This is a genomic window from Marinobacterium aestuarii, assembly GCF_001651805.1.
In the GTDB taxonomy this organism is placed as follows: domain Bacteria; phylum Pseudomonadota; class Gammaproteobacteria; order Pseudomonadales; family Balneatricaceae; genus Marinobacterium_A; species Marinobacterium_A aestuarii.
Window position 1 is genome coordinate 4,629,207 of the sequence record NZ_CP015839.1, and the last position, 21,479, is coordinate 4,650,685.

A 21,479-nucleotide genomic window follows, 5' to 3' on the forward strand; every position below is an offset into this window, starting at 1 on the left:
GGGCGAACTTACATAGAAGCAGGATCACGACAGCATTCCCATGCGCTCGCCTATAGCTGTCATATCAAACAGACCAGAAGCCAAGACCCCAGCAACGGCTGCACTGCGCCCCCCACCCAAGCAAAACGCAGGCACAAAAAAACCGGCCACTAGGGCCGGTTCTTTCAGCAAGCTCAGATCAATTACTTGATCTTGGCTTCCTTGTACAGAACGTGCTGACGAACAACCGGATCGTACTTTTTGAATTCAAGCTTTTCCGGTGTGTTGCGCTTGTTCTTGTCGGTAGTGTAGAAGTGACCAGTACCGGCAGAGGAAACCAAGCGGATCTTTTCACGAGCGCCTTTAGCAGCCATGACCTAACTCCTTAAAATTTCTCGCCACGGGTACGCATTTCGGTCAGAACCGAGTCAATACCCTTCTTATCGATAATACGCATACCTTTGGAAGATACACGCAGACGAACGAAACGCTGCTCGCTCTCAACCCAGAACCGGTGCCAATGCAGGTTCGGCAGAAAACGACGGCGAGTTTTACGCTGTGAGTGGGAAACGTTGTTCCCGGTGACCGGACGCTTGCCGGTAACCATGCAAACTTTAGACATCTCGAAAACCTTCTCGAAAATTTTATATAACCCTGTCCAGATACTTATCGATAGCATTTGCAGCAGCTATCTCAGGCGGAGCGTCCAAAAACCGGACAAAATCCCGTACCAGGAGGACAGAAGGGCGCATATCATACTCAAACATGGGCCGCGATACCAGCCTGTTTGTGCAAATATTAGCCCTTTAAAGCAGCCCCCGTTCAGCGAAGGATACGACCTCCCTGTCCCCGACCACCATATGATCCAGCACCCGGATATCCACCAGCGCCAGGGCATCGATCAGACGGCGTGTAATCTGCTGATCGGCCAGCGAGGGTTCAGCCACACCCGAGGGGTGATTGTGCGCCAGAATAAGCGCCGCAGCGTTATGCGCCAGCGCCCGCTTGACCACCTCGCGCGGATAAACAGATGCGGCATCGATGGTGCCGAAGAACAGCTCATCAAAATGAATCACCCGGTGGCGGTTATCCAGAAACAGACAGGCAAAGACTTCCCGCGCCTGATGCCGCAACCGTGCCGTGAGATAGCGCCGAACCGCTGCCGGATTTTCCAGCGCATCACCCCGCTCCAGTGTCGCCTCCAGATGACGCCGCGCCATTTCCAGCACCGCCTGCAGCTGGGCATATTTGGCATCCCCCAGCCCCAAACCCTGACAGAACTGCTCACGACTGCTCTCCAGCAGCGGTCGCAGCCCGCCAAAACGATCCAGCAGCTCGCGCGCCAGATCCACCGCACTTTTGCCGCTGACACCGGTACGCAGAAAAATCGCCAGCAACTCGGCATCGGACAAAGCCGCCGCACCGAGTGACAGCAAGCGTTCCCGTGGACGCTCCTGCGCCGGCCAGTCTGAAATGGACATGAGACACCTCCCTGTGTCGCTACTTTCTATAAATATCGTTTAATAGATGCAGCTTTGTAAGTACCGCTCTATAGCCACTGTTTATTGCCACCATTCATTGAGCGTAGCACTGGCGCAGTCCAACCCCACCGCCAACCATAGACTCACCCAGCTCCCAATCACCAATCACGGCTTATGGCTTATGGCTTACGGCTTACAAGCCACAAAGGAGCAACGCCCAGAGGCCGCCCGTCCATGCCTACGCAAAGCAGCCCTGAAGTGATATCTTAGGCGCTCTTTTTCAGGCGACGGCGACTCATCGGTTCCGGGTATGCAACGACTTACTAACAGACAAATCATTCTGGGCATTACCGGCGGCATTGCCGCCTACAAAAGTGCCGAGCTCACGCGCCTGCTCAAGGGCGCCGGTGCCGACGTGCGCGTTGTCATGACGCCTGCGGCCACTGAGTTCATTACCCCATTGACGCTGCAGGCGCTGTCCGGCCATGCGGTCCACCAGCATCTGCTGGATCCTGAAGCCGAAGCCGGCATGGGTCATATAGAGCTGGCCAAGTGGGCCGACCTGATCCTGATTGCACCGGCCAGTGCCGATTTCATCGCCCGTCTGGCCGATGGTCAGGGCAATGACCTGCTCAGCACCCTCTGTCTGGCTACCGAGGCACCGATCTGTCTGGCGCCGGCGATGAACCAGGCCATGTGGCGCAACCGTCATACCCAGGACAATATTGCCCGCCTGCACGCCGGCGAGATCAGCATCTTTGGTCCCGGCAGTGGCGAACAGGCCTGCGGCGACACCGGCCCCGGCCGGATGCTGGAACCCACAGAGCTGGCCCAGCTCACCGCAGCCCAGTTCGACACCGGCCTGCTGAGCGGCAAGACCGTCTTTATTACCGCAGGCCCGACCCGCGAGGCACTGGACCCGGTACGCTACATTTCCAACCATAGCTCCGGCAAGATGGGCTACGCCCTCGCCCAGGCGGCGGTGGATGCAGGCGCGCGCGTCAAGCTGATCAGCGGGCCGGTCAACCTGCCAGCACCCCCACGCATGGAGCGGGTACAGGTGCAAAGCGCACAAGACATGCTGGCGGCGGCCATGGACGGAATCGATAGCTGCGACATCTTTATCGCCGCTGCCGCCGTGGCCGATTACCGCCCCACGGCGGTATCCGAGCACAAGCTGAAGAAGGGTGCCGAGGAGATCATGGAGCTGCGGCTGGTAAAGAATCCGGATATCGTTGCCAGCGTCGCCGCCCTGCCCCGCAAACCCTTTACTGTCGGCTTTGCCGCCGAAACTCGGGATCTGCTCAGCTATGCCCGCAGCAAGCTGGAACGCAAGAATCTGGATCTGATCGTCGCCAACGACGTATCCCAGCCCGGCATCGGCTTTAACAGCGACGAAAACGCCGTTACCCTGGTCAGCCGCGATGCGGCACTGGTGCTGCCCCAAACTTCGAAACGCCAGCTGGCGAGCCAGCTGATCCGTCAAATTGCCGAACTCTATAACCGAGCCCCATGAAGAAACTGCAAGTAAAGATTCTTGATCCCCGTATTGGCCGCGACTTTGCGCTGCCCGCCTATGCCACCGCCGGTTCCGCAGGCCTGGACCTGCGCGCCTGCCTGGACGCACCTGTAACACTTGAGCCCGGCCAGACAGAACTGCTGCCCACCGGCCTGGCGATCTATATTGAAGACCCGTCGCTGTGCGCCATGATCCTGCCGCGCTCAGGCCTGGGTCACAAGCACGGCATTGTGCTCGGCAACCTGGTTGGCCTGATCGATTCCGACTATCAGGGTCAGCTGTTTGTGTCCTGCTGGAACCGCGGCCAGACCACCTTTGTGGTCGAGCCCGGCGAGCGCATTGCCCAGCTGGTGCTGGTGCCGGTGGTGCAGGCAGACTTTGAGATGGTGGATGAATTCCACGCCTCCGAGCGCGCCGACGGCGGTTTCGGCTCCTCGGGCCGACACTAAGCATCAGTGTTAGGTCCGACAGACTGCGGCCCCTTGAGAGCCAGGGGATTTTACACAATTCAGCCCACTTTGCAGGGGCAACAATCAAGCAGGGACGCCTGCTCGATTACGTCGATAGAGGAGTGACACAGCAATGGCACTGACACGCAGCGAAGCCATGAACACCGCCCAGGTGCTCAGCGAAGCAATGCCCTACATCCAGCGTTTTGTCGGCAAGACCCTGGTGGTCAAATACGGCGGCAACGCCATGGTCGATGAAAAACTGCAGAACAGCTTTGCCCGCGACATCGTCATGCTCAAACTGGTCGGCCTGAACCCCATAGTGGTCCACGGTGGCGGCCCGCAGATCGGCGACCTGCTGGAAAAGCTCAATATCGAATCCCATTTCATCAATGGCATGCGCGTCACCGACTCCAAAACCATGGACGTGGTTGAGATGGTGCTCGGCGGCATGGTCAACAAGCAGATCGTCGGCCTGATCAACAGCAACGGCGGCAAGGCCATTGGCCTGACCGGCAAGGACGGCCAGCTGCTGACGGCCCGCAAGTTGCGCGTCAAGCACAAGACCCCCGAGATGCTGGCGCCCGAAATCCTTGATATCGGCCATGTCGGCGAAGTCGAGAAGGTCAATGTCAAGGTGCTCGACATGCTGGTCAACTCCGATTTCATTCCGGTTATAGCCCCCATAGGCGTGGGCGAGGACGGCATGTCCTACAACATCAACGCCGACCTGGTTGCCGGCAAGATCGCCGAAGTGCTGAAAGCCGAGAAACTGATACTGCTGACCAATATCGCAGGCCTGCTCGACAAGGAAGGCAAACTGCTGACCGGGCTGTCCACCCGCCAGGTCGACGGCCTGATCGAAGATGGCACTATCTACGGCGGCATGCTGCCCAAGATCGACTGCGCCCTGAGTGCGGTGAAAAACGGCGTCAACAGCGCCCACATCATCGATGGTCGGGTGGAGCATTCCTGCATGCTGGAAATTTTCACCGACGAGGGTGTCGGCACCCTGATCACCAACCGCACGCTCTAGTACGGTATCGATCTCAGCGCTACAACAGTGCCAGCCACGCCCAGTGGCAGGCACTGCTATTTTCTAATCGCACGCTTTAAAGGACTTTGCATGAGCGAGCAAACCAAGGTTTCGCGCAGCGAGCAGATTCTGCAGGCGCTGGCACATATGCTCGAAAGCAACCCGGGCCAGCGTATCACCACCGCCGCACTGGCACGGGAGGTCGGCGTGTCGGAAGCTGCCCTGTACCGTCATTTCCCCAGCAAGGCACGCATGTTTGAAGGCCTGATCAGCTTTATCGAGGAAACACTGTTTTCCCGTGTCAGCCTGATTCTGGACTCAGACCAGGGCGCCATCCGCCAGTGCGAGCAAATACTCACCCTGGTGCTGGCATTCGTGGAACGCAATCCTGGCATGGCCCGCATCCTCACCGGTGATGCCCTGGCGGGCGAAACCGACCGCCTGCGCGCACGGGTACACCAGGTGTTCGAGCGCCTCGAAACCCAGCTGCGCCAGATCCTGCGCGAAGCTGAAATACGCGAAGGTCTGCGCACCCACACCACCGCAGGCGCCACCGCCAACCTGATGCTGGCCACCATCGAAGGCCGTATCCGCCAGTTCGTGCGCAGCGAATTCCGCCAGCGTCCGACCGAACTCTGGTCCGACCAGTGGCCGCGCCTGGCCACAGGCCTGTTCCGCCCCGCAGCCTGAGAGTGCTGGCGACCCATGAGAACTGGGACAGACCAGTGGCCGCACAGGGCAATACGCCTGCTCCACCCTGTCACCTGCAACGACCTGAGCCATGACGCCCGAACTGCTGCTCGAACATACAGGCCTCTTTGTGCTCTCCTTGCTGGCCAATGGTCTGTCCGCACTGGCAGGCGGCGGGGCCGGCCTGCTGCAACTGCCGGTACTGCTGTTTCTGGGACTGAGTTTCAGCGTGGCGCTGGCGACCCACAAGATAGCCAGCGTGGCACTGGGGCTCGGCGCTACCCTGCGCCACCTGCGCGAAGGTCACCTGGAACCGCGCTTCTGCGGCTACATTCTGGCCTGCGGCCTCCCCGGTGTGGTGCTGGGCGCCTGGAGCGTACTCAAGCTGCCCGAAGCCTGGACACTGCTGGCACTGGGGTTGCTCACCTGCGCCCTGGGAATCTACTCAGGCTGTAAAAAACAGCTCGGCATGACATTCGAGCCCCGCAACCGTGACCGCCGCGGCCTGATCATTGGCGGCATAGGTCTGCTGCTGATCGGCATCCTCAACGGCTCCCTGACCTCAGGTACCGGGCTCTTCGTGACTCTCTGGCTGGTGCGCTGGTTCGGTTTCGACTATCAGCGCGCCGTCAGTTATGTGCTGGTACTGGTCGGACTCTTCTGGAACGGCCTGGGCGCCCTTACGATCAGTCTGCAGCAGGCGCCACAATGGCCCTGGCTGCCGGCCCTGCTGCTCGGTGCCCTTATCGGCGCCTACTGCGGGGCCCACCTGTCCATCGCCAAGGGCAACAAGCTGGTCAAACGCGCCTTCGAAACGCTGACCATTCTGGTGGGCATCAAGCTGACTGGGGACGCACTCGCCCTGCTGCAGCTGTTTCCTGTCACTGAATAGACGCACAAAAAGTACAACAGACTGTTCGATTTTTGCCCTGTTTCGGTGCACACCAAAATGGCACAATTGCTGCCAATCCCGATGCGTCAGAATCCGGCCCGCTGCGCCCTGCCTCACCCCGTCAGGCTATCCTTCTGAGCACGGCAGCATCCCAATTTCGCGGAGACATGGATGATATTACTCAAAGGCCCCTTTGATGGCCGCAAGTGGGCATTTTTTCTTGCCGTCCTCGCCATTCTGGTGGCGGCGGGCAATCTGCGTGGCGGCCTGGTGGTCGTCGGCCCCCTGGTTGCCGACATCCGTGCCAGCCTCGATTTGTCCGCCGGTGAATTCAGTCTGCTGACCGCCCTGCCACTGATCTGCTTCGGCCTGGTCTCCGGCTGCGTGCCAGCCCTGGCCCGGCGTATTCGCGCACCCATTCTGGTGATAGTGGCGCTGCTGCTCATTGCCGCAGGTGCGAGCCTGCGCGCCACCAGCCTGTTCGGCATGGTACTCACAGGCACCCTGCTGCTGGGCAGTGCCATCGCCTTGCTCAATGTGCTGATTCCGGGACTGGTAAAGGGCTATTTTCCGCGCCAGATCGGCCTGATGACCGGACTCTATTCGGTCGCCCTCACCCTGGGTGCCGGGCTCGGTGTTTATCTCGCCATCCCGCTGCGAGACGCCTTTGATGCCTGGCAGGCACCGCTACTGTTCTGGGCGCTACTGCCCCTGCTGTGCCTGCCGCTGTGGCTTTACATGCTACGGGTACGGATCCAGGAAGCCCCAGGCCCCAGCGCAAGAGTCACACTCTGGCGCGACCCGACCGCCTGGGCGCTCACCATCTTTATGGGCCTGCAGTCCTTTTTCTTTTATTCCGTCGCCACCTGGCTGCCCAAGATATTGATGGATGCGGGTCTTGAAGACCAGGACGCCGGCTTCGCCACCTCCATGATTAATCTGGCGGGCATCCCGGCCAACCTGCTCACACCGATGATCGCCGCCCGCATGAAGGATCAGCGCCCGCTTGCACTGCTGGTGTTTGTGCTGGGTACCGCGGGACTGTGCGGCCTCTGGCTGGCGCCAACCGCAGCACCGATTTTCTGGGCCGCGCTGCTGGGGCTGAGTGGTTCGGCATCCCTGAGCTATGCACTGGCACTGTTCGGCCTGCGCACCCAAAGCCATGTTGAAGCCACCGCACTGTCGGCGATGGCACAGTCCATCGGCTATCTGCTGGCAGCCACTGGGCCTGTGATGCTGGGCCTGGTGAATGACTGGATGAACAACTGGAGCGGCGCCCTGCTGCTGCTGATGCTACTGCAGCTGACACAGTTTGGCTGCGGCTGGTATGCCGGGCGCCCGGGCTTTGTTCAGGCCGACAGTGCGCGCAGGGGCAATAGCAACCGCTGATACACACAGGGATCCGGTCCCGCTGGCCCTGCGCGGTGTTTCCTCTGTTCTGTGGGCCGGTTTGAAGCCCGGCAATGGCCGCTGAATACACTTATCCGCTCTGGCTCCTGTCGAAGTCCGCAATCCTGACTGATACTTAGCGGGCCCACAGGATAACAAGACAGAGAGCCATGGCCCTGAACTTTGCACACCACAGCCGCGTAACAACCGACTTGCAGGCGCTGATCAGTGCCCGACACACCGCCCACGAGGCCGCACAGCTGCAACGCCTCAGCAATCATGTATTCCATCCCCAGGCCGATGAAGCCACCGGTAACAGCGCCATGACGGCAGAAGACCGCTACGGCGCCCTGCTCGACATCTGGCACAGTCTGCAGCAACGCGCTCCCCAGCAGACCCTGATCCGCGCCTATAATCCGGACCCACAACAGGATCACTGGCACAGCTCCCACAGCGTGATTGAAATTGTCATGGACGACATGCCCTTCATCGTCGCCAGCTGCGCCACCGAGCTGGCCCGCCAGGGGCTGCCGATCCACCGTCAGATCTATCCGATATACCGCGTTGAACGCGATGAGCAGGGGCGGCTGCTGCAGCTGTGCGACAACAGTGGCGATGCGCCCGGTCAGATCGTTGAAACACTGGTGCGTTTTGAAGTCGATCGCCAGACCAGCCCCCAGGTGTTGGAACATCTGGAGTCACGCCTGCAGCAGGTGCTGCTCGATGTGCGCTACACCGTAGCCGACTGGAAACCCCTGCTGGCACGGGTTGAAGAAGCCGCCAGCTGGTGCGAGAACAGCGATGCCTGCAACCTGTGCGAGGACAACCAGGAGGCGGTGGAGCTGTTGCGCTGGATGGCCGATGGCTACTTCCTGTTTGTCGGCTTTCGCTTTTACCGGGTCGAGGCCATCGAAGGCAAACGCTACCGCCTGCACTACGAGGACGGCAGCGGTCTGGGTTGCTTTCGCGATCCCATTTCCGAGTCCCAGCGCACCCTGGAGCTGGACGACCACCTCAGCCGTCAGCTGGAGGCACCGGAGGTGCTGGTGCTGACCAAGTCATCCACCCGCTCTACCGTGCAGCAGCAGGCGCACTTCGATTACATTGGCGTAAAAAAGACATCACCCGAAGGCCAGGTAACAGGTGAGTGGCGTTTTTTCGGGCTTTATTCCAGCAAGGCCTATGACACACCCATTACCCAGATTCCACGCATTCGCCAGCGCGTGCAGCGACTGCTGGATGCCTCCGGCATGCCAAGCGACACCCACGGCTACAAGGCGCTGCGCCATATCATCTACGGTTACCCGCGGGACGAACTGCTGCAGGCCAGCTACGAACAGCTGCATGAAACTATCAACGGCATGCTGGAGTGCGTGGAACAACGCCGCTTTGGCGTCTTTCTGCGCCCCGATACCTACGGCCGCTTTATCAACGTCATGATGCTGGTGCCGCGGGACCAGTACAACACCGATGTTCGCATCCGCGTGCAGGACATATTGCTGCGCCAGCTGCAGGGGCACAGCGCCGAATACAGCGTGCGCCTGAGCGAGCAGCCGCTGGCCATGATCCAGTTCAGCATTCACTGCAAGCAGGCGCATCGCCAGGAGTATAACCGTGACCTGCTGCGCAGCCTGATCGCCGATGCCATCCAGAGCTGGCAGGACAAGCTGCATCAGGCGCTGCTGCACAATTTTGACGAAGCCGAGGCCAATCGGCTGTTTGAGCGTTTTGGGCCTTTATTCCCCGCCGCCTACCGCGAAGACCACAGCCCCCGTACCGCGGTGGCTGATATTCGCGAGCTCAGCGCCCTGCACGCAGCCCTGACCACCCAGCTGTACCGCCCCGACACAGGCCACGTACGTTTCAAGGTGCTGGGGCGCGGCCACAGCCTGGCGCTGTCCGATGTATTGCCGATCCTGGAGCACCTGGGTGTTCGGGTGCTGGATGCCTCCCCCTACGCCATCGGTGAGGAGGACGAGCAGGCGTTCTGGATCATCGATTTTCGCCTGGACAGCGAAACCGAACTTGACCTCGGCAACAGCGCCCTGCGCGAACAGTTCCAGCAGAGTTTTATCCGCACCTACTATGGCGAACTGGAAGACGATCGCTTCAATCAACTGATTCTGCGCGCCGGCATCTCCTACCATCAGGTCACACTGCTGCGGGCCCTGTGCAAATACCTGCTGCAACTGGGCCTGCCGTTCAGTCAGCACTATATCGAGCAGGCGCTGTACCGCAATCCGCAGATTTGCCGTCAGCTGCTGGCACTCTTCACTGCCCGCTTCGACCCCCAGGCACCGCCGGGCAGCAAGGCGCTGGGGCAATTGCTGGCGGCCGATATCCTGGCCGCGCTGGAAACCGTCGACAACCTCGACGAGGACCGCATCCTGCGTCACTACCTGGGCGTGGTCAACGCCATGCTGCGCACCAACTACTACCAGGCCGATGAAGAACGGGAAAAAGGCTATCTGAGCTTCAAGCTCAATACCCGTGCGCTGAACTTCGCCCCCGAGCCACGCCCGGCGTTCGAGATCTTCGTCTATGCACCCTGGGTCGAGGGCGTACACCTGCGGGCCGGCCCCATCGCCCGCGGCGGCCTGCGCTGGTCCGACAGGCGCGAGGATTTCCGCACCGAAGTGCTAGGGCTGGTCAAGGCGCAGATGGTGAAGAACTCGGTGATAGTGCCAGTCGGCGCCAAGGGTGGCTTTGTGCCCAAACAGCTGCCCGCAGGCGGCGATCGCAACGCCATCCAGGCCGAGGTGATCCGCTGCTACGAGACCTTTATCCGCGGCCTGCTCGACATCACCGACAACCGCGTTGGCGATGAGATCGTCACGCCCGCCAACGTCATCTGCCACGATGGCCAGGATCCCTACCTGGTGGTGGCGGCCGACAAGGGCACCGCGGCCTTCTCCGATATCGCCAACCGCATCAGCGCCGAATACGGCTTCTGGCTCGGTGATGCCTTTGCCTCCGGCGGCAGCAACGGCTACGACCACAAGAAGATGGGCATCACCGCCCGTGGCGCCTGGGAGTCGGTCAAGCGCCTGTTTCGTGAACAGAACCGCAACTGCCAGAGCGAAGATTTCAGCGTGGTGGGTGTCGGCGACATGGCCGGCGATGTCTTCGGCAACGGCATGCTGCTGTCACGGCATATCTGCCTGGTGGCCGCTTTCAACCACCAGCATATCTTTATCGACCCTACCCCCGATGCCGACTCCAGCTGGCAGGAACGCAAGCGGCTGTTCGAACTGCCGCGCTCCAGCTGGGAGGACTATGATCAGAGCCTCATTTCCACTGGCGGCGGGCTCTACAAGCGCAGCGCCAAGCATATAGACCTGAGCCCCGAGGCCAAAGCGGCGCTGGGCACCGAACAGACGCGATTTACGCCCAACGAGCTGATCCGGGTGATCCTCAAAGCGCCTGTGGATCTGCTCTGGAATGGCGGTATCGGCACCTACATCAAGGCCAGCCAGGAGAGCCATGATCAGGTGGGCGATCGCAACAATGACAATCTGCGGGTGGACGCCAGCGAGCTGCGCCTCAAGGTCATTGGCGAGGGCGGCAATCTGGGCCTGACCCAGCGCGCACGTATCGAGTTCGCGCGCCACGGCGGCCTGATCAATACCGACGCCATCGACAACGCCGGCGGCGTGGATTCGTCCGACCACGAGGTCAACCTGAAAATCCTGCTCAACCAGCAGGTGATCGCCGGCACCCTCGATGCAGACGAGCGCAATCCACTGCTCGAAAGCATGACCGAGGATATCGCCCGTCTGGTGCTGCGGCATAACTACGGTCAGTGCCAGATTCTCAGCGCCGCCAACCAGGTCGCGCCCAGGCGCATCAACGACCACCGTCGCCTGATGCAGCAGCTGGAAAAGGCCGGCCGTCTCAACCGCGAACTGGAATACCTGCCCAGCGACGAGCAACTGGATGAACTGGCACGCAGCGGCCAGGGCCTGACCCGCCCCGAAATTGCGGTACTGCTGGCCTACAGCAAGCTGTGGCTGTGCGACCAGCTGATCGAGGATGGCATCGGCGACGACCCCTGGCTGGCCCGGGAGCTGCACAACTACTTCCCCGATGTGATCCAGCAGCGCTTCGGAGCCGCGCTGCAGCAGCACCCGCTGCACCCGCAGCTGATCGCCACCCACTGCACCAACCTGATCTGCAACCGCATGGGCTCAACCCTGGTCACCTACCTGCGGGGCGAAGCCCATTGCAGCGCCCTGGATGCGGTGCGCGCCTGGATGGTCGCCCACCAGCTACTGGACATGCCCGCCATCTGGCGCGAGCTCGAGTGCTTTGAAAGCCAGCTCGATGACAGCCTGTTCCGCCGCCAGCTGCTACGCATCCATTCGCTGCTCGAACGCACCAGCCTCTGGGTGCTACGCAACCACGGCAACAACCTGGACATCACCGACCTGCTGGCACGCTACGGCAACAGTGTCACAGAGGTGAGCGATGTGCTGCTGCCCTACCTTGATACCGCCGAGCAGGAGCACCTGCAGCACGAAGGCCAGACCCTGCAGGACGCAGGGCTGCCCGCCGCTCTGGCCCAGCGCCTGGCGACCCTGTCCAACCTCTCCCGCGGGTTGGAAATAGTCGCGCTCTGCCTGAAAAGTGACCAGGACAGCAAGACGGCGAGTCGCGTCTACTTCACCCTGGAACAGCATCTGGAACTGAGTCCGCTGCGCAAAATGATCCTGGCACTGCCCGAACGGGACCTGTGGCAGCGCAAGGCCCGCCGCGCCCTGTCACTGGAAGTCGATGGCGCCCTTGCCCAGGCCTGCACAGCAGTACTCAGCGGCATCAAAAACTGCGATGATCTGGATCAGCGCCTGCAACACTGGCAGGCCCAGAGCAGGCCCATCCTGCAACACCTGCAACAGCTGTTTAGTGAGATACGCAACAGCGACACACCGGACCTGCCCATGCTGTCTGTCGCCGTGCGGGAACTGAGCAACCTGCGCAATCTGTAATGGAATCATTTGAGAGGACAGCCATGACAAGTACCCCGGTAAACCGGCAAACCTTTGATGAAGTAATGGTGCCCAACTACGCACCCCAGGCCATAGTTCCGGTGCGCGGCCTGGGCTCGCACCTGTGGGATCAGGAAGGCCGCGACTATATTGACCTGGCCGGCGGTATCGCCGTCAACCTGCTGGGCCATTGTCACCCACAACTGGTGCAGGCACTCAAGGATCAGGCCGACACACTCTGGCACTTGAGCAACGTCTACACCAATGAGCCGGCGCTGGCGCTGGCCCAGCAGCTGACCCAGCAGACCTTTGCCGAACGGGTTTTCTTTGCCAACTCCGGCGCCGAGGCCAACGAAGCGGCCTTCAAGCTGGCACGCAAATATGCCTACGACCATGTGGGCCCGCAGAAACACGAAATCATCGCCTTCGAACAGTCCTTCCATGGCCGCACCCTCTTTACCGTCAGCGTCGGTGGCCAGCCCAAGTATCGCCAGGGCTTTGAACCGGCTCCCGGCGGCATTACCCACGTGCCCTACAACGATATAGAGGCGCTCAGAGCGGTCATTTCAGAGCGTACCTGCGCGGTCGTGATGGAACCCATTCTGGGCGAAGGCGGCATTATCCCGGCCACGGCGGAATTCACCCGGGCGGTGCGCGAACTGTGCGATCAGCACAATGCGTTGCTGATCTACGATGAAATCCAGACCGGCATTGGCCGTACCGGCAAGCTGTTTGCCTACATGGATATGGGCGTGACGCCCGACATCCTCACCAGCGCCAAGGGCCTGGGCGGCGGCTTCCCCATCGGAGCCATGCTGACTACCGCCGAGATCGCCGCCAGCTTTGGCTTTGGCGCCCACGGCAGCACCTTCGGCGGTAACCCCCTGGCCTGCGCCGTGGCTGGCAAGGTACTGGACATCGTCAGCGACCCCGCGCTGCTGGCCGACGTTGGCCGCAAACATGCCCTTATTGCAGATCAGCTGCAGCGTATCGGCGACAAGCTGGGCATCTTCAAGCAGATACGTGGCGCAGGCCTGTTGATCGGAGCCGAGCTGATCGACGCCTGGCATGGCAAGGCCGGTGAGTTTCTCGCCGCGGCCCGTGCCCAGGGCCTGCTGATCCTGATGGCCGGCCCCAACGTGCTGCGCTTCACGCCATCTCTGGTCATCCCCGATGAGGATATCAGCGCCGCCATGGCGAAACTGGAAACGGCTATCGAGCAGGTACTGGCCGCTCAGTAACCCCGTACCAAACCGGGTGACCCTTTTAGGGTCGCCCTCTCGACCGCCGTGACGCCAATGCCAGACTCCACAGGACGAGACCACCATGAAACTCAACCCTGCCCACAGCCCCTGGATTGACTGGCTCGACAGCCAGCACGATAACATGCTGTCTCGCACCCTGGAGCTGGCCGCCATCAATTCCGGCAGCCTCAACCACGCCGGCGTCAACCGCGTACGCGAAACCCTGCAGCGCTATTGCAGTGCGCTCGGCGGCACTGTGGAGGTGCTTCCGGTGGCGCCCTATCGCCTCATCACCGACCAGGGCGAGGAGCAGCTATTCCCCTTGGGGGATGCGCTGCGCATCCGCAAAAGACCCGAGGCACCACTGCAGGTTTTTTTCTGTGGTCACATGGATACGGTATTCGCGGCGGACCACCCATTCCAGTCAGTGCGCTGGCTTGATGACAACACCCTCAATGGGCCCGGGGTCGCGGACCTCAAGGGCGGCCTGATGGTGATGCTAAAAGCCATAGAGGCACTGGAGCGCAGCCCCTATAGCGACCGTATTGGCTGGGAAATACTGTTCAATCCGGATGAGGAAATTGGCTCACCAAGCTCAGCCCCGCTGATTAGCGAAGCCGCCTCGCGCTGCGATCTGGGGCTGATCTACGAGCCCTGCTTGCCGGATGGCAACCTGGCGGGCGAGCGCAAGGGCAGCGGCAATTTCAGCGTCACGGTACAGGGCCTGGCCGCCCACGCCGGGCGTGAGCATCACCTGGGACGCAACGCCGTGCGGGCACTGTGCGACTTTGTCAGTGCGCTGGACGACCTCAACGGCCAGCGTAAAGGCATCACGCTGAACCCGGGATTCATCCATGGTGGTGGCGCCGTCAATGTAGTGCCGGATCAGGCCATGGCAAGGTTCAATATCCGTATCGGCCAGGCCGACGACGAAGCCTGGTGCCTCGAACAGCTGGATCGCCTCAGTGCCAGCATCAACAGCCGCGACGGCATCAGCCTGCAATTGCACGGCGCCTTCGGTCGCAAACCCAAGCAACTGTCCGCCACCAACCTCGCACTGTTCGAGCTGGCCCGCGATTGCGGTGAACAGCTGGGCATGACACTGGAGTGGAAGCCCACCGGAGGCTGCTGCGATGGAAACAATCTTGCCGCCGCCGGTGTCCCCAATATCGATACTTTGGGGGTCCAGGGCGGCAAGATTCACAGCAGCGACGAGTTCATGTACGCCAGCAGCTTCACTGCACGCGCCAAACTCAGCACCCTGATACTGCTGCAACTGGCCGATGGCGCGCTCGACAGCACGCTCGGCAAATACCGGAAGCCGCGCTGATGCAGGGTACTCAACAGAAGGAGGGCTCCATGACCGCTTGCGAAGCCAACTTTGATGGCCTGGTCGGGCCGACCCACAACTACAGCGGCCTGTCTTTCGGCAACATCGCCTCGGACCAGCACAGGGCCCAGGCATCCAACCCCAGACTCGCGGCCAGGCAGGGGTTGGTCAAGATGAAGACCCTGCACGACCTGGGGCTGGTGCAAGGCGTACTGGCACCCCAGGAGCGGCCCGATATTCATACCCTGCGCAGGCTCGGCTTTGGCGGTACTGATGCCCAGGTGCTGTCGCAGGCCGCCCAACACTCACCCCGCATTCTGGCGGCCTGCTGCTCGGCCTCCAGCATGTGGACAGCCAACGCCGCCACTGTGTCCCCCAGTGCTGATACTCAGGATGGCCGGGTGCACTTCACCCCGGCCAATCTCACCAACAAGTTTCACCGCTCCATCGAGCACGAAACCACCGGGCGCATTCTGGCCGCCACTTTTGCCGATGAGCGCCACTTCAAGCACCACAGCGCGCTGCCCGGCGCCGAGCATTTTGGTGATGAGGGCGCCGCCAACCATAGTCGCTTCTGTCACGACTATGGCCAGCGCGGTATCGAGTTCTTCGTGTTCGGGCGCCATGCCTTCGACAGCAGCCAACCTGAGCCACAGAAGTTTCCAGCCCGCCAGACCTTCGAAGCTTCCCAGGCGATAGTGCGCAAGCACCAGCTCAGCCCGCCCTATGTCATCTATGCCCAGCAAAACCCGGAGGTGATCGACCAGGGCGTGTTTCACAACGATGTGATCGCCGTCGGTAACCGCAACCTGCTGTTCTGCCACGAGCAGGCCTTTATGGATCAGGCCGACGTCAAGCAGCAGCTGACCCAGGCCATGCAGGGGAATTTTCGCATCATAGAGGTGCCCAGCCACGCGGTTTCGGTGCAGCAGGCGGTGCAGTCCTACCTCTTCAACAGCCAGTTGCTGTCGCTGCCCGACGGTCGCACCCTGCTGGTGATACCCCAGGAGAGCCAGAAGATGGCGCCGGTCTGGCAGTACCTGCAGGCGCTTGTGGCTGACACCGACAGCGGTATCGACGAGCTGAAGATATTCGATCTGAAACAGAGCATGAGCAATGGTGGCGGGCCCGCCTGCCTGCGCCTGCGGGTGGTGCTGAACGAGGCCGAACGGGCGGCGGTCAACCCCGGCACACTGATGAACGAAATGCTGTTCACTATGCTCAACAGCTGGGTCGATGCGCATTACCGCGACCGGCTGGACGAAAAGGATCTGGCCGACCCGCAGCTACTGCTGGAATCGCGCACCGCACTGGATGAGCTGACCCGCATTCTGCAACTGGGCAACGTCTACCCATTCCAGCGCTAGTACTACACGGCCGTCTAACCCATGCCCCAGTGACGGCGGTGGGTATTTATCAAGCGTGGGTCGGCGGAATTGAGGCTTCGAAAATCCGCCTGCTGCTGCAAAAACGCAGATACCGTCAGACGCTGAAAACCCAGCTCGTCCAGCAGCGGCAGCGCCTCGTGCAGATAATCCAGGGTCACATCATGGGGGTGGCCGATCAGCAGTGCGGAGCCATAGTGTCGGGCAATTTTGAGGCCGCGGCGGAACTCGCGGTGCACGAACTCCGGCGTTTGCTCATGATCCAGAAAGACATCACGCATCAGTGAAGGCACCCCCTGTTCCTGCGCCACCTGCCAGGCCAGGGTACTGGCGGTGGTGCGGCTGTCGACAAACCAGAGACCGCGTTCGCGCAGTACCTCCATCACCCACTCCATGGGCGCACGGCTGGATGTCAGCAGGCTGCCCATATGATTGTTCACGCCGGCGGCGTGGGGAATCGCATCCAGGTCATCGCGCAGAATGCGCTGCAGTTCGGCCTTGTCGAGATCCGGCGTCAGAGCACCCGGGCCCAGGGCCAGCTGCTGACTGTTGGCCATGGGGGCATGCAGCATCACGCCCTTGCCCAGGGCGCGGGCTTCCTGCGCCAGGGTACGGCCGTGGTTAGAGTGGGGCAGGAAGGCACAATTGAGCGGGCCCGGCAGCGCCAGGGTGCGGCGACCGGAGGCGAGACTGTGTCCCACATCGTCGATCACCAGCAGCAGGCGCGGCTGTTCAACATTACCCAGGCCCGGCACCCGGGCCAGCGCCGGCAGAGCAGCCCCGCCCGCCAGGGCAGCAAGACTTGCCAGCAAGGCGCGTCGGCGCATCAGCCCTGCTTGAGCGGTGGCTGCAGAATCACCAGCGCCTTGAGCAGATTCAGGGCTTCAAACAGCTGGAAGTCCTGTTCCACCAGCTTGGCATTGGCCCCTGTTATGGCCTTGGCGGCGCCGTTACCGTTCTCCAGATGACCGCTCAGGTCGCTCTCCTTGACCCCTTCGGCGTTATCCAGATTGCGTACCTCGGCCTCATCCACCCGTATATCCGGCACTATGCCCTGGGCCTGAATGGAGCGGCCATTGGGGGTAAAGTAACGTGCGGTGGTGAGCTTGACGGCACGGTCCGATGTCAGCGGCAGAATGGTCTGCACCGACCCCTTGCCAAAGCTGTCGGTACCCAGCACAAGCGCACGTTTGTGATCCTGCAACGCACCGGCCACGATTTCGGACGCCGAAGCGGAGCCTGCGTTAATGAGCACCACCATAGGTACACTGGGGGCCACCGTGGCCGCGCTGGCGTTGAAACGCAGTTCAGAGTTGGCCAAACGGCCTTCGGTATAGACAATCAGACCCTCGTCGATAAAGGCGTCGCTGACCTCAACGGCCGCCTGCAGCACACCGCCGGGATTGTTGCGCAGATCCAGCACCAGGCCACGCAGCGGGGTCGTGCTTTCCAGCGACTTGATCGCCTTGGCGAGTTCCTTGCCGGTATTCACCTGGAACTGGGACACCCGCAGGTAACCGTAACCCGACTCCAGCAGGCGATGCTTGACGCTGGCGACCTTGATGCGATCGCGTATCAGTGTGATATCGAAGGGTTTTTCAACCCCCTCGCGCACGATGGTCAGGACGATGGGCTCGTTCGGCTTGCCGCGCATCAGCGCCACGGCCTCGTTGAGCGACAGCCCCTGCACCGGTGTTTCGTCGAGTTTGATGATCAGATCGCCCGCCTTAACGCCACCGCGCTGAGCCGGCGTATCATCGATGGGAGCAATCACGCGAATAAAGCCGTCCTGCTGTCCCACTTCCAGCCCCAGGCCGCCAAATTCGCCGCTGGTGTACTCCTGCAGGTCCTGGTAGGCATCGGCCTCGAGGTAGGATGAATGCGGATCGAGCCCGGCGATCATGCCGCGAATGGCATCTTCCAGCAGCTTGGCATCATCCACCGGCTCAACATAGGCGGTCTTGATACGCTCGAATACCTCGGCAAACAGGCGCAGCTCTTCCAACGGCAAGGTCGGCGCCTCGGCCAGCATATCCTCGCCATCCTGTTGAGGTACGTCGTCAGCGAAGACAGGCGCTGCCAGAAAGACAGACAACAGCAGCGCACCGAACATCCTGTTCAGCAGTTCAGGTGCATGAGTCAACAACTTCATAACAGCATCCTTAATTCAGTCACACCGGAAATGGATCAGCTCTAACAAAAGACCCTGGCGCTAGCGCCCGGCCAGCCAGCGCGCCGGGTCCGTCGGCTTGCCGTTAAAACGTACCGCAAAATAGAGGCTTGGCTCAGTATAGCCGCCACTGTTGCCCACGGTCGCCACGGCGTCACCGGCATCAACCCAGGCGCCCGGCTCCTTCAGCAACCGCTGGTTGTGGCCATAGAGGCTCATGTAGCCGCCGCCATGATCGATAATAAGCAGCAGGCCGTAGCCCCGCAGCCAGTCCGAGAATACCACCCGGCCTTGATGCACCGCACGCACTTCCCGCCCGGCCTGGGCCGCGATCAGGAGGCCGTCATAGCTGACACCCGAGTCTGTGTTGCCAAAGGCCCGCACCAGGCGCCCGTCCACCGGCCAGGACAGCTTGCCCTTGAGATCCGGCAACGAACGGGCTTCACGCGCCATTTTCGCCGCCTTGAGCGCCTTTTCGATCTGTGCCAGCACCGACTCAAGCTGCTTGCGATCGCTGTCCAGACCCTTGAGCTTGCCCTGCTTGGAATCAATCGATTTGGCGAGTTTGGCCAGGGTGGCCTTGCGCTCTTCGCGCACCGCTCCCAGGCGCTGCTGCCGGCTTTCCAGCTCATTGCGCCTTGCCAGCAACTCGGCCTGGGTGTCATCCAGCGCCGACTCGGTGCTTTCAAGCTCCGTCAGCTGCTGCTGATAGAGCGTCAGCTGCGCCACCAGTTCCCCGTTGATGAGGTCGAAGTAGTGCAGCATACGATCGATCTGGGCCGGATCACCCTGGTTAAGCAGCAGTTGCAGGCGTGGCTGATTACCCAGGCGATACTGTTTGCGCAGCTGGCGCTGCAACTGATCCGTACTGGCTGTCAGAGACGCGCGCAGCGCATCACGGCGCTGTTCCAGGTCACCGGCCCGACTACCCAGCTGGCCCAGCTTCTGCTCGAGCTCGGCCAGCTGATTGCCCAGCTGACCGATCTCGGCTTCGCTGTCGCGCAGGGTCTGCTGCAGCGTCTTGCGCTCGCCCTGTTGCCCCTTGATAGAGTTCTGCAGGGCACTGATATCTTTCTGCAGCCGCTGAATCTGCGCCTCGGTGGCCTGCTTGTCCGCTGCCATCAGCAGGCTGCCCTGCAGAACCAGCAGCACCAACATTAGTATACGCATCATCATGGGATTCCTGGGGCGGCCCCGGCAGGATCAGCCCCTTGTTATCAGGGACTTGCCGGTCATTTCCCGCGGCTGTTCCAGCCCCATCAGGGCCAGCAGCGTGGGCGCCAGGTCACACAGGGCACCGTCGGCAAGACCCACCTGAGCGACACGGGGGCCGTCGTAGATCAGTGCGACCGGCCAGTTGGTGTGGGCGGTGTGGGGCTGACCCGTCTTGGGATTGACCATCAATTCGACATTGCCGTGATCGGCGGTGATCAGGGTTTCGCCGCCCACTTCACGCATGGCCGCCAGAATCTGGCGAATGCTGTCGTCAATGACTTCGCAGGCCTTGACCGCAGCATCGAACTTGCCGGTATGGCCCACCATGTCGCCGTTGGCCAGATTGCAGACGATAAGGTCGTACTTGCCACTGCGAACGGCTTCGCACAGCTTTTCGGTGACTTCAGGCGCACTCATTTCCGGCTTGAGGTCATAGGTAGCGACATCGGGAGAGGGCACCAGAATGCGCTCTTCGCCGGGGTAGACTTCCTCGCGACCACCATTGAAGAAGAAGGTGACGTGGGCATATTTCTCGGTTTCGGAAATACGCAGCTGCGTCTTGCCAAGGCCCGACAGGTATTCGCCCAGATCGTTGCTGATACTGGCCGGCGGATAGGCGCAGGCGCAATCGATGGAGGCTGCATATTCGGTCATCATCACGTACTCGGCCAGGGCCGGATGCGCGCTGCGCTCAAAACCATCGAAGTCCTGATCCACAAGGGCGCGGGTAATTTCCCGCGAGCGGTCCGGCCTAAAGTTGGCACAGATCACGGCGTCGCCGTCGCAGATGGTCCCCCGGGGCTTGCCAGCGGCATCGGTCAGTACCGTAGCCTGGACAAACTCATCGTTCTCGCCGCGTTCATAGGCTGCCGCCAGCGCCGCCTGGGCGGACTCAAAGCGCTGCGGTGCCTGGCCCAGCGTCATGGCATCATAGGCAACCTTTACCCGATCCCAGCGGTTGTCCCGGTCCATCGCATAGTAACGCCCCACCAGGGTGGCAATCGCTCCCACACCGATTTCGGCAAGCTTGGCCTCGACCTTGGCAATAGAGGGTTCAGCCGAGCGTGGTGGCATGTCGCGGCCATCCAGCACCCCGTGCAGATAAACCGACTTGGCGCCGCGTGCTGCCGCCATTTCCAGCAGTGCCAGCATGTGCTCTTCATGACTGTGCACGCCGCCTGGCGACAGCAACCCCAGCACATGCACCGCCTTGCCGGCGCTGATCGCCTTGTCCATCGCGGCGCAGATCACGCTGTTGTCAAAGAAATCGCCGTCACTGATGGCCTTGGAAATACGGGTGAAGTTCTGATAAACCGTGCGTCCGGCACCAATATTCATGTGCCCCACTTCGGAATTCCCCATCTGACCGTCGGGCAGGCCTACGGCCAGGCCGGAGGTTTCGATGCGGGAATTCGGATTGGCTGCCAGCAGAGCATCCCAGGTGGGGGTCTGTGCGGCTTCGATGGCGGAGGATGCTGTGTGCTCGATGCCGAAGCCGTCGAGAATGATCAGTGCTTTGGGGATACGAGTGGCAGTCATGGAAGTTCTGATGTCCGGATCGGGTTTGCGAAGCGGCCATTTTACTGTGTATTAGCCCCTATTGCGACTGAGCAGAGCGCCCCGGCAGGCCAATCGCGGCTATCATCACCCTTCCCCTTATGCCGCCGCAGTCAGCATTGTATACTTAGCCGCTAATTTTCAGTGCAATTGCAAAA

At 61.3% G+C, this 21,479-nt stretch carries 17 protein-coding genes; 10 read left to right on the forward strand and 7 right to left on the reverse strand.

Annotation, left to right across the window (positions count from 1 at the left end):
- Positions 1–182: 182 nt before the first annotated feature.
- The 3 genes from rpmG to radC all read right to left on the reverse strand — a co-directional run bounded on the left by rpmG (position 183) and on the right by radC (position 1,460).
- A complete protein-coding gene (gene rpmG, locus A8C75_RS20255; RefSeq protein ID WP_020681085.1) occupies positions 183–353 on the reverse strand; it encodes a 50S ribosomal protein L33 in 171 nt (56 codons plus the stop codon).
- A gap of 11 nt (positions 354–364) precedes the next feature.
- Positions 365–601 carry a 50S ribosomal protein L28 gene (gene rpmB, locus A8C75_RS20260; protein WP_067386173.1) on the reverse strand — a complete coding sequence of 79 codons (237 nt, stop codon included), beginning with the start codon at positions 599–601 and terminating at the stop codon, positions 365–367.
- A gap of 184 nt (positions 602–785) precedes the next feature.
- Positions 786–1,460 (reverse strand): RadC family protein, encoded by a 675-nt coding sequence (gene radC / locus A8C75_RS20265; protein WP_067386174.1) that lies wholly within the window; start codon positions 1,458–1,460, stop codon positions 786–788.
- A 310-nt stretch (positions 1,461–1,770) separates the two neighbouring features.
- Here radC and coaBC point away from each other — a divergent pair, with 310 nt between their 5' ends.
- The 10 genes from coaBC to astB all read left to right on the forward strand — a co-directional run bounded on the left by coaBC (position 1,771) and on the right by astB (position 16,361).
- Positions 1,771–2,976 carry a bifunctional phosphopantothenoylcysteine decarboxylase/phosphopantothenate--cysteine ligase CoaBC gene (coaBC, locus tag A8C75_RS20270; protein WP_067386175.1) on the forward strand — a complete coding sequence of 402 codons (1,206 nt, stop codon included), beginning with the start codon at positions 1,771–1,773 and terminating at the stop codon, positions 2,974–2,976.
- Positions 2,973–3,428: a dUTP diphosphatase gene (gene dut / locus A8C75_RS20275; protein ID WP_067386176.1), complete on the forward strand. Its 456-nt coding sequence runs from the start codon at positions 2,973–2,975 to the stop codon at positions 3,426–3,428. The genes coaBC and dut overlap by 4 nt, the downstream gene beginning before the upstream one ends.
- Before the next feature lie 133 nt (positions 3,429–3,561).
- Positions 3,562–4,464 carry an acetylglutamate kinase gene (gene argB, locus A8C75_RS20280; protein ID WP_067386177.1) on the forward strand — a complete coding sequence of 301 codons (903 nt, stop codon included), beginning with the start codon at positions 3,562–3,564 and terminating at the stop codon, positions 4,462–4,464.
- Positions 4,465–4,554: 90 nt separating this feature from the next.
- Positions 4,555–5,154 carry a nucleoid occlusion factor SlmA gene (gene slmA / locus A8C75_RS20285; RefSeq protein ID WP_067386178.1) on the forward strand — a complete coding sequence of 200 codons (600 nt, stop codon included), beginning with the start codon at positions 4,555–4,557 and terminating at the stop codon, positions 5,152–5,154.
- Positions 5,155–5,245: 91 nt separating this feature from the next.
- Positions 5,246–6,046, forward strand: coding sequence for a sulfite exporter TauE/SafE family protein (locus tag A8C75_RS20290; protein ID WP_067386179.1), 801 nt, complete (start codon positions 5,246–5,248; stop codon positions 6,044–6,046).
- A 171-nt stretch (positions 6,047–6,217) separates the two neighbouring features.
- Positions 6,218–7,435, forward strand: coding sequence for a CynX/NimT family MFS transporter (locus A8C75_RS20295; protein WP_067386180.1), 1,218 nt, complete (start codon positions 6,218–6,220; stop codon positions 7,433–7,435).
- Between the two features lie 170 nt (positions 7,436–7,605).
- A complete protein-coding gene (locus tag A8C75_RS20300) occupies positions 7,606–12,420 on the forward strand; it encodes an NAD-glutamate dehydrogenase (RefSeq protein ID WP_067386181.1) in 4,815 nt (1,604 codons plus the stop codon).
- 23 nt (positions 12,421–12,443) lie between these two features.
- Positions 12,444–13,661 (forward strand): aspartate aminotransferase family protein, encoded by a 1,218-nt coding sequence (locus A8C75_RS20305; protein ID WP_067386182.1) that lies wholly within the window; start codon positions 12,444–12,446, stop codon positions 13,659–13,661.
- A gap of 85 nt (positions 13,662–13,746) precedes the next feature.
- Positions 13,747–14,994, forward strand: a complete 1,248-nt coding sequence (locus A8C75_RS20310; protein WP_067386183.1) for a hydrolase — start codon at positions 13,747–13,749, stop codon at positions 14,992–14,994.
- Positions 14,995–15,023: 29 nt separating this feature from the next.
- The gene (gene astB / locus A8C75_RS20315; RefSeq protein WP_067387554.1) at positions 15,024–16,361 is read left to right on the forward strand and encodes an N-succinylarginine dihydrolase; all 1,338 of its coding nucleotides are present in this window, start codon (positions 15,024–15,026) and stop codon (positions 16,359–16,361) included.
- A gap of 14 nt (positions 16,362–16,375) precedes the next feature.
- Here astB and A8C75_RS20320 read toward each other — a convergent pair whose 3' ends face one another.
- The 4 genes from A8C75_RS20320 to gpmI are packed head-to-tail and all read right to left on the reverse strand — an operon-like array spanning position 16,376 to position 21,303.
- Positions 16,376–17,206: a divergent polysaccharide deacetylase family protein gene (locus A8C75_RS20320; protein WP_067386184.1), complete on the reverse strand. Its 831-nt coding sequence runs from the start codon at positions 17,204–17,206 to the stop codon at positions 16,376–16,378.
- Positions 17,206–18,531: a S41 family peptidase gene (locus A8C75_RS20325; RefSeq protein WP_227819975.1), complete on the reverse strand. Its 1,326-nt coding sequence runs from the start codon at positions 18,529–18,531 to the stop codon at positions 17,206–17,208. The genes A8C75_RS20320 and A8C75_RS20325 overlap by 1 nt, the downstream gene beginning before the upstream one ends.
- A 60-nt stretch (positions 18,532–18,591) precedes the next feature.
- Positions 18,592–19,722: a murein hydrolase activator EnvC family protein gene (locus A8C75_RS20330; protein ID WP_067386185.1), complete on the reverse strand. Its 1,131-nt coding sequence runs from the start codon at positions 19,720–19,722 to the stop codon at positions 18,592–18,594.
- Between the two features lie 30 nt (positions 19,723–19,752).
- On the reverse strand, positions 19,753–21,303 hold the full coding sequence (gene gpmI, locus A8C75_RS20335) for a 2,3-bisphosphoglycerate-independent phosphoglycerate mutase (protein ID WP_067386186.1): 1,551 nt from the start codon (positions 21,301–21,303) through the stop codon (positions 19,753–19,755).
- Between the last annotated feature and the right edge of the window lie 176 nt (positions 21,304–21,479).

Excerpts from the sequence above, each read along its gene's own strand:
- rpmG (WP_020681085.1), bottom strand. The coding sequence starts at position 353 with ATGGCTGCTAAAGGCGCTCGTGAAAAGATCCGCTTGGTTTCCTCTGCC.
- rpmB (WP_067386173.1), bottom strand. The coding sequence starts at position 601 with ATGTCTAAAGTTTGCATGGTTACCGGCAAGCGTCCGGTCACCGGGAAC.
- radC (WP_067386174.1), bottom strand. The coding sequence starts at position 1,460 with ATGTCCATTTCAGACTGGCCGGCGCAGGAGCGTCCACGGGAACGCTTG.
- coaBC (WP_067386175.1), top strand. The coding sequence starts at position 1,771 with ATGCAACGACTTACTAACAGACAAATCATTCTGGGCATTACCGGCGGC.
- dut (WP_067386176.1), top strand. The coding sequence starts at position 2,973 with ATGAAGAAACTGCAAGTAAAGATTCTTGATCCCCGTATTGGCCGCGAC.
- argB (WP_067386177.1), top strand. The coding sequence starts at position 3,562 with ATGGCACTGACACGCAGCGAAGCCATGAACACCGCCCAGGTGCTCAGC.
- slmA (WP_067386178.1), top strand. The coding sequence starts at position 4,555 with ATGAGCGAGCAAACCAAGGTTTCGCGCAGCGAGCAGATTCTGCAGGCG.
- A8C75_RS20290 (WP_067386179.1), top strand. The coding sequence starts at position 5,246 with ATGACGCCCGAACTGCTGCTCGAACATACAGGCCTCTTTGTGCTCTCC.
- A8C75_RS20295 (WP_067386180.1), top strand. The coding sequence starts at position 6,218 with ATGATATTACTCAAAGGCCCCTTTGATGGCCGCAAGTGGGCATTTTTT.
- A8C75_RS20300 (WP_067386181.1), top strand. The coding sequence starts at position 7,606 with ATGGCCCTGAACTTTGCACACCACAGCCGCGTAACAACCGACTTGCAG.
- A8C75_RS20305 (WP_067386182.1), top strand. The coding sequence starts at position 12,444 with ATGACAAGTACCCCGGTAAACCGGCAAACCTTTGATGAAGTAATGGTG.
- A8C75_RS20310 (WP_067386183.1), top strand. The coding sequence starts at position 13,747 with ATGAAACTCAACCCTGCCCACAGCCCCTGGATTGACTGGCTCGACAGC.
- astB (WP_067387554.1), top strand. The coding sequence starts at position 15,024 with ATGACCGCTTGCGAAGCCAACTTTGATGGCCTGGTCGGGCCGACCCAC.
- A8C75_RS20320 (WP_067386184.1), bottom strand. The coding sequence starts at position 17,206 with ATGCGCCGACGCGCCTTGCTGGCAAGTCTTGCTGCCCTGGCGGGCGGG.
- A8C75_RS20325 (WP_227819975.1), bottom strand. The coding sequence starts at position 18,531 with ATGAAGTTGTTGACTCATGCACCTGAACTGCTGAACAGGATGTTCGGT.
- A8C75_RS20330 (WP_067386185.1), bottom strand. The coding sequence starts at position 19,722 with ATGATGCGTATACTAATGTTGGTGCTGCTGGTTCTGCAGGGCAGCCTG.
- gpmI (WP_067386186.1), bottom strand. The coding sequence starts at position 21,303 with ATGACTGCCACTCGTATCCCCAAAGCACTGATCATTCTCGACGGCTTC.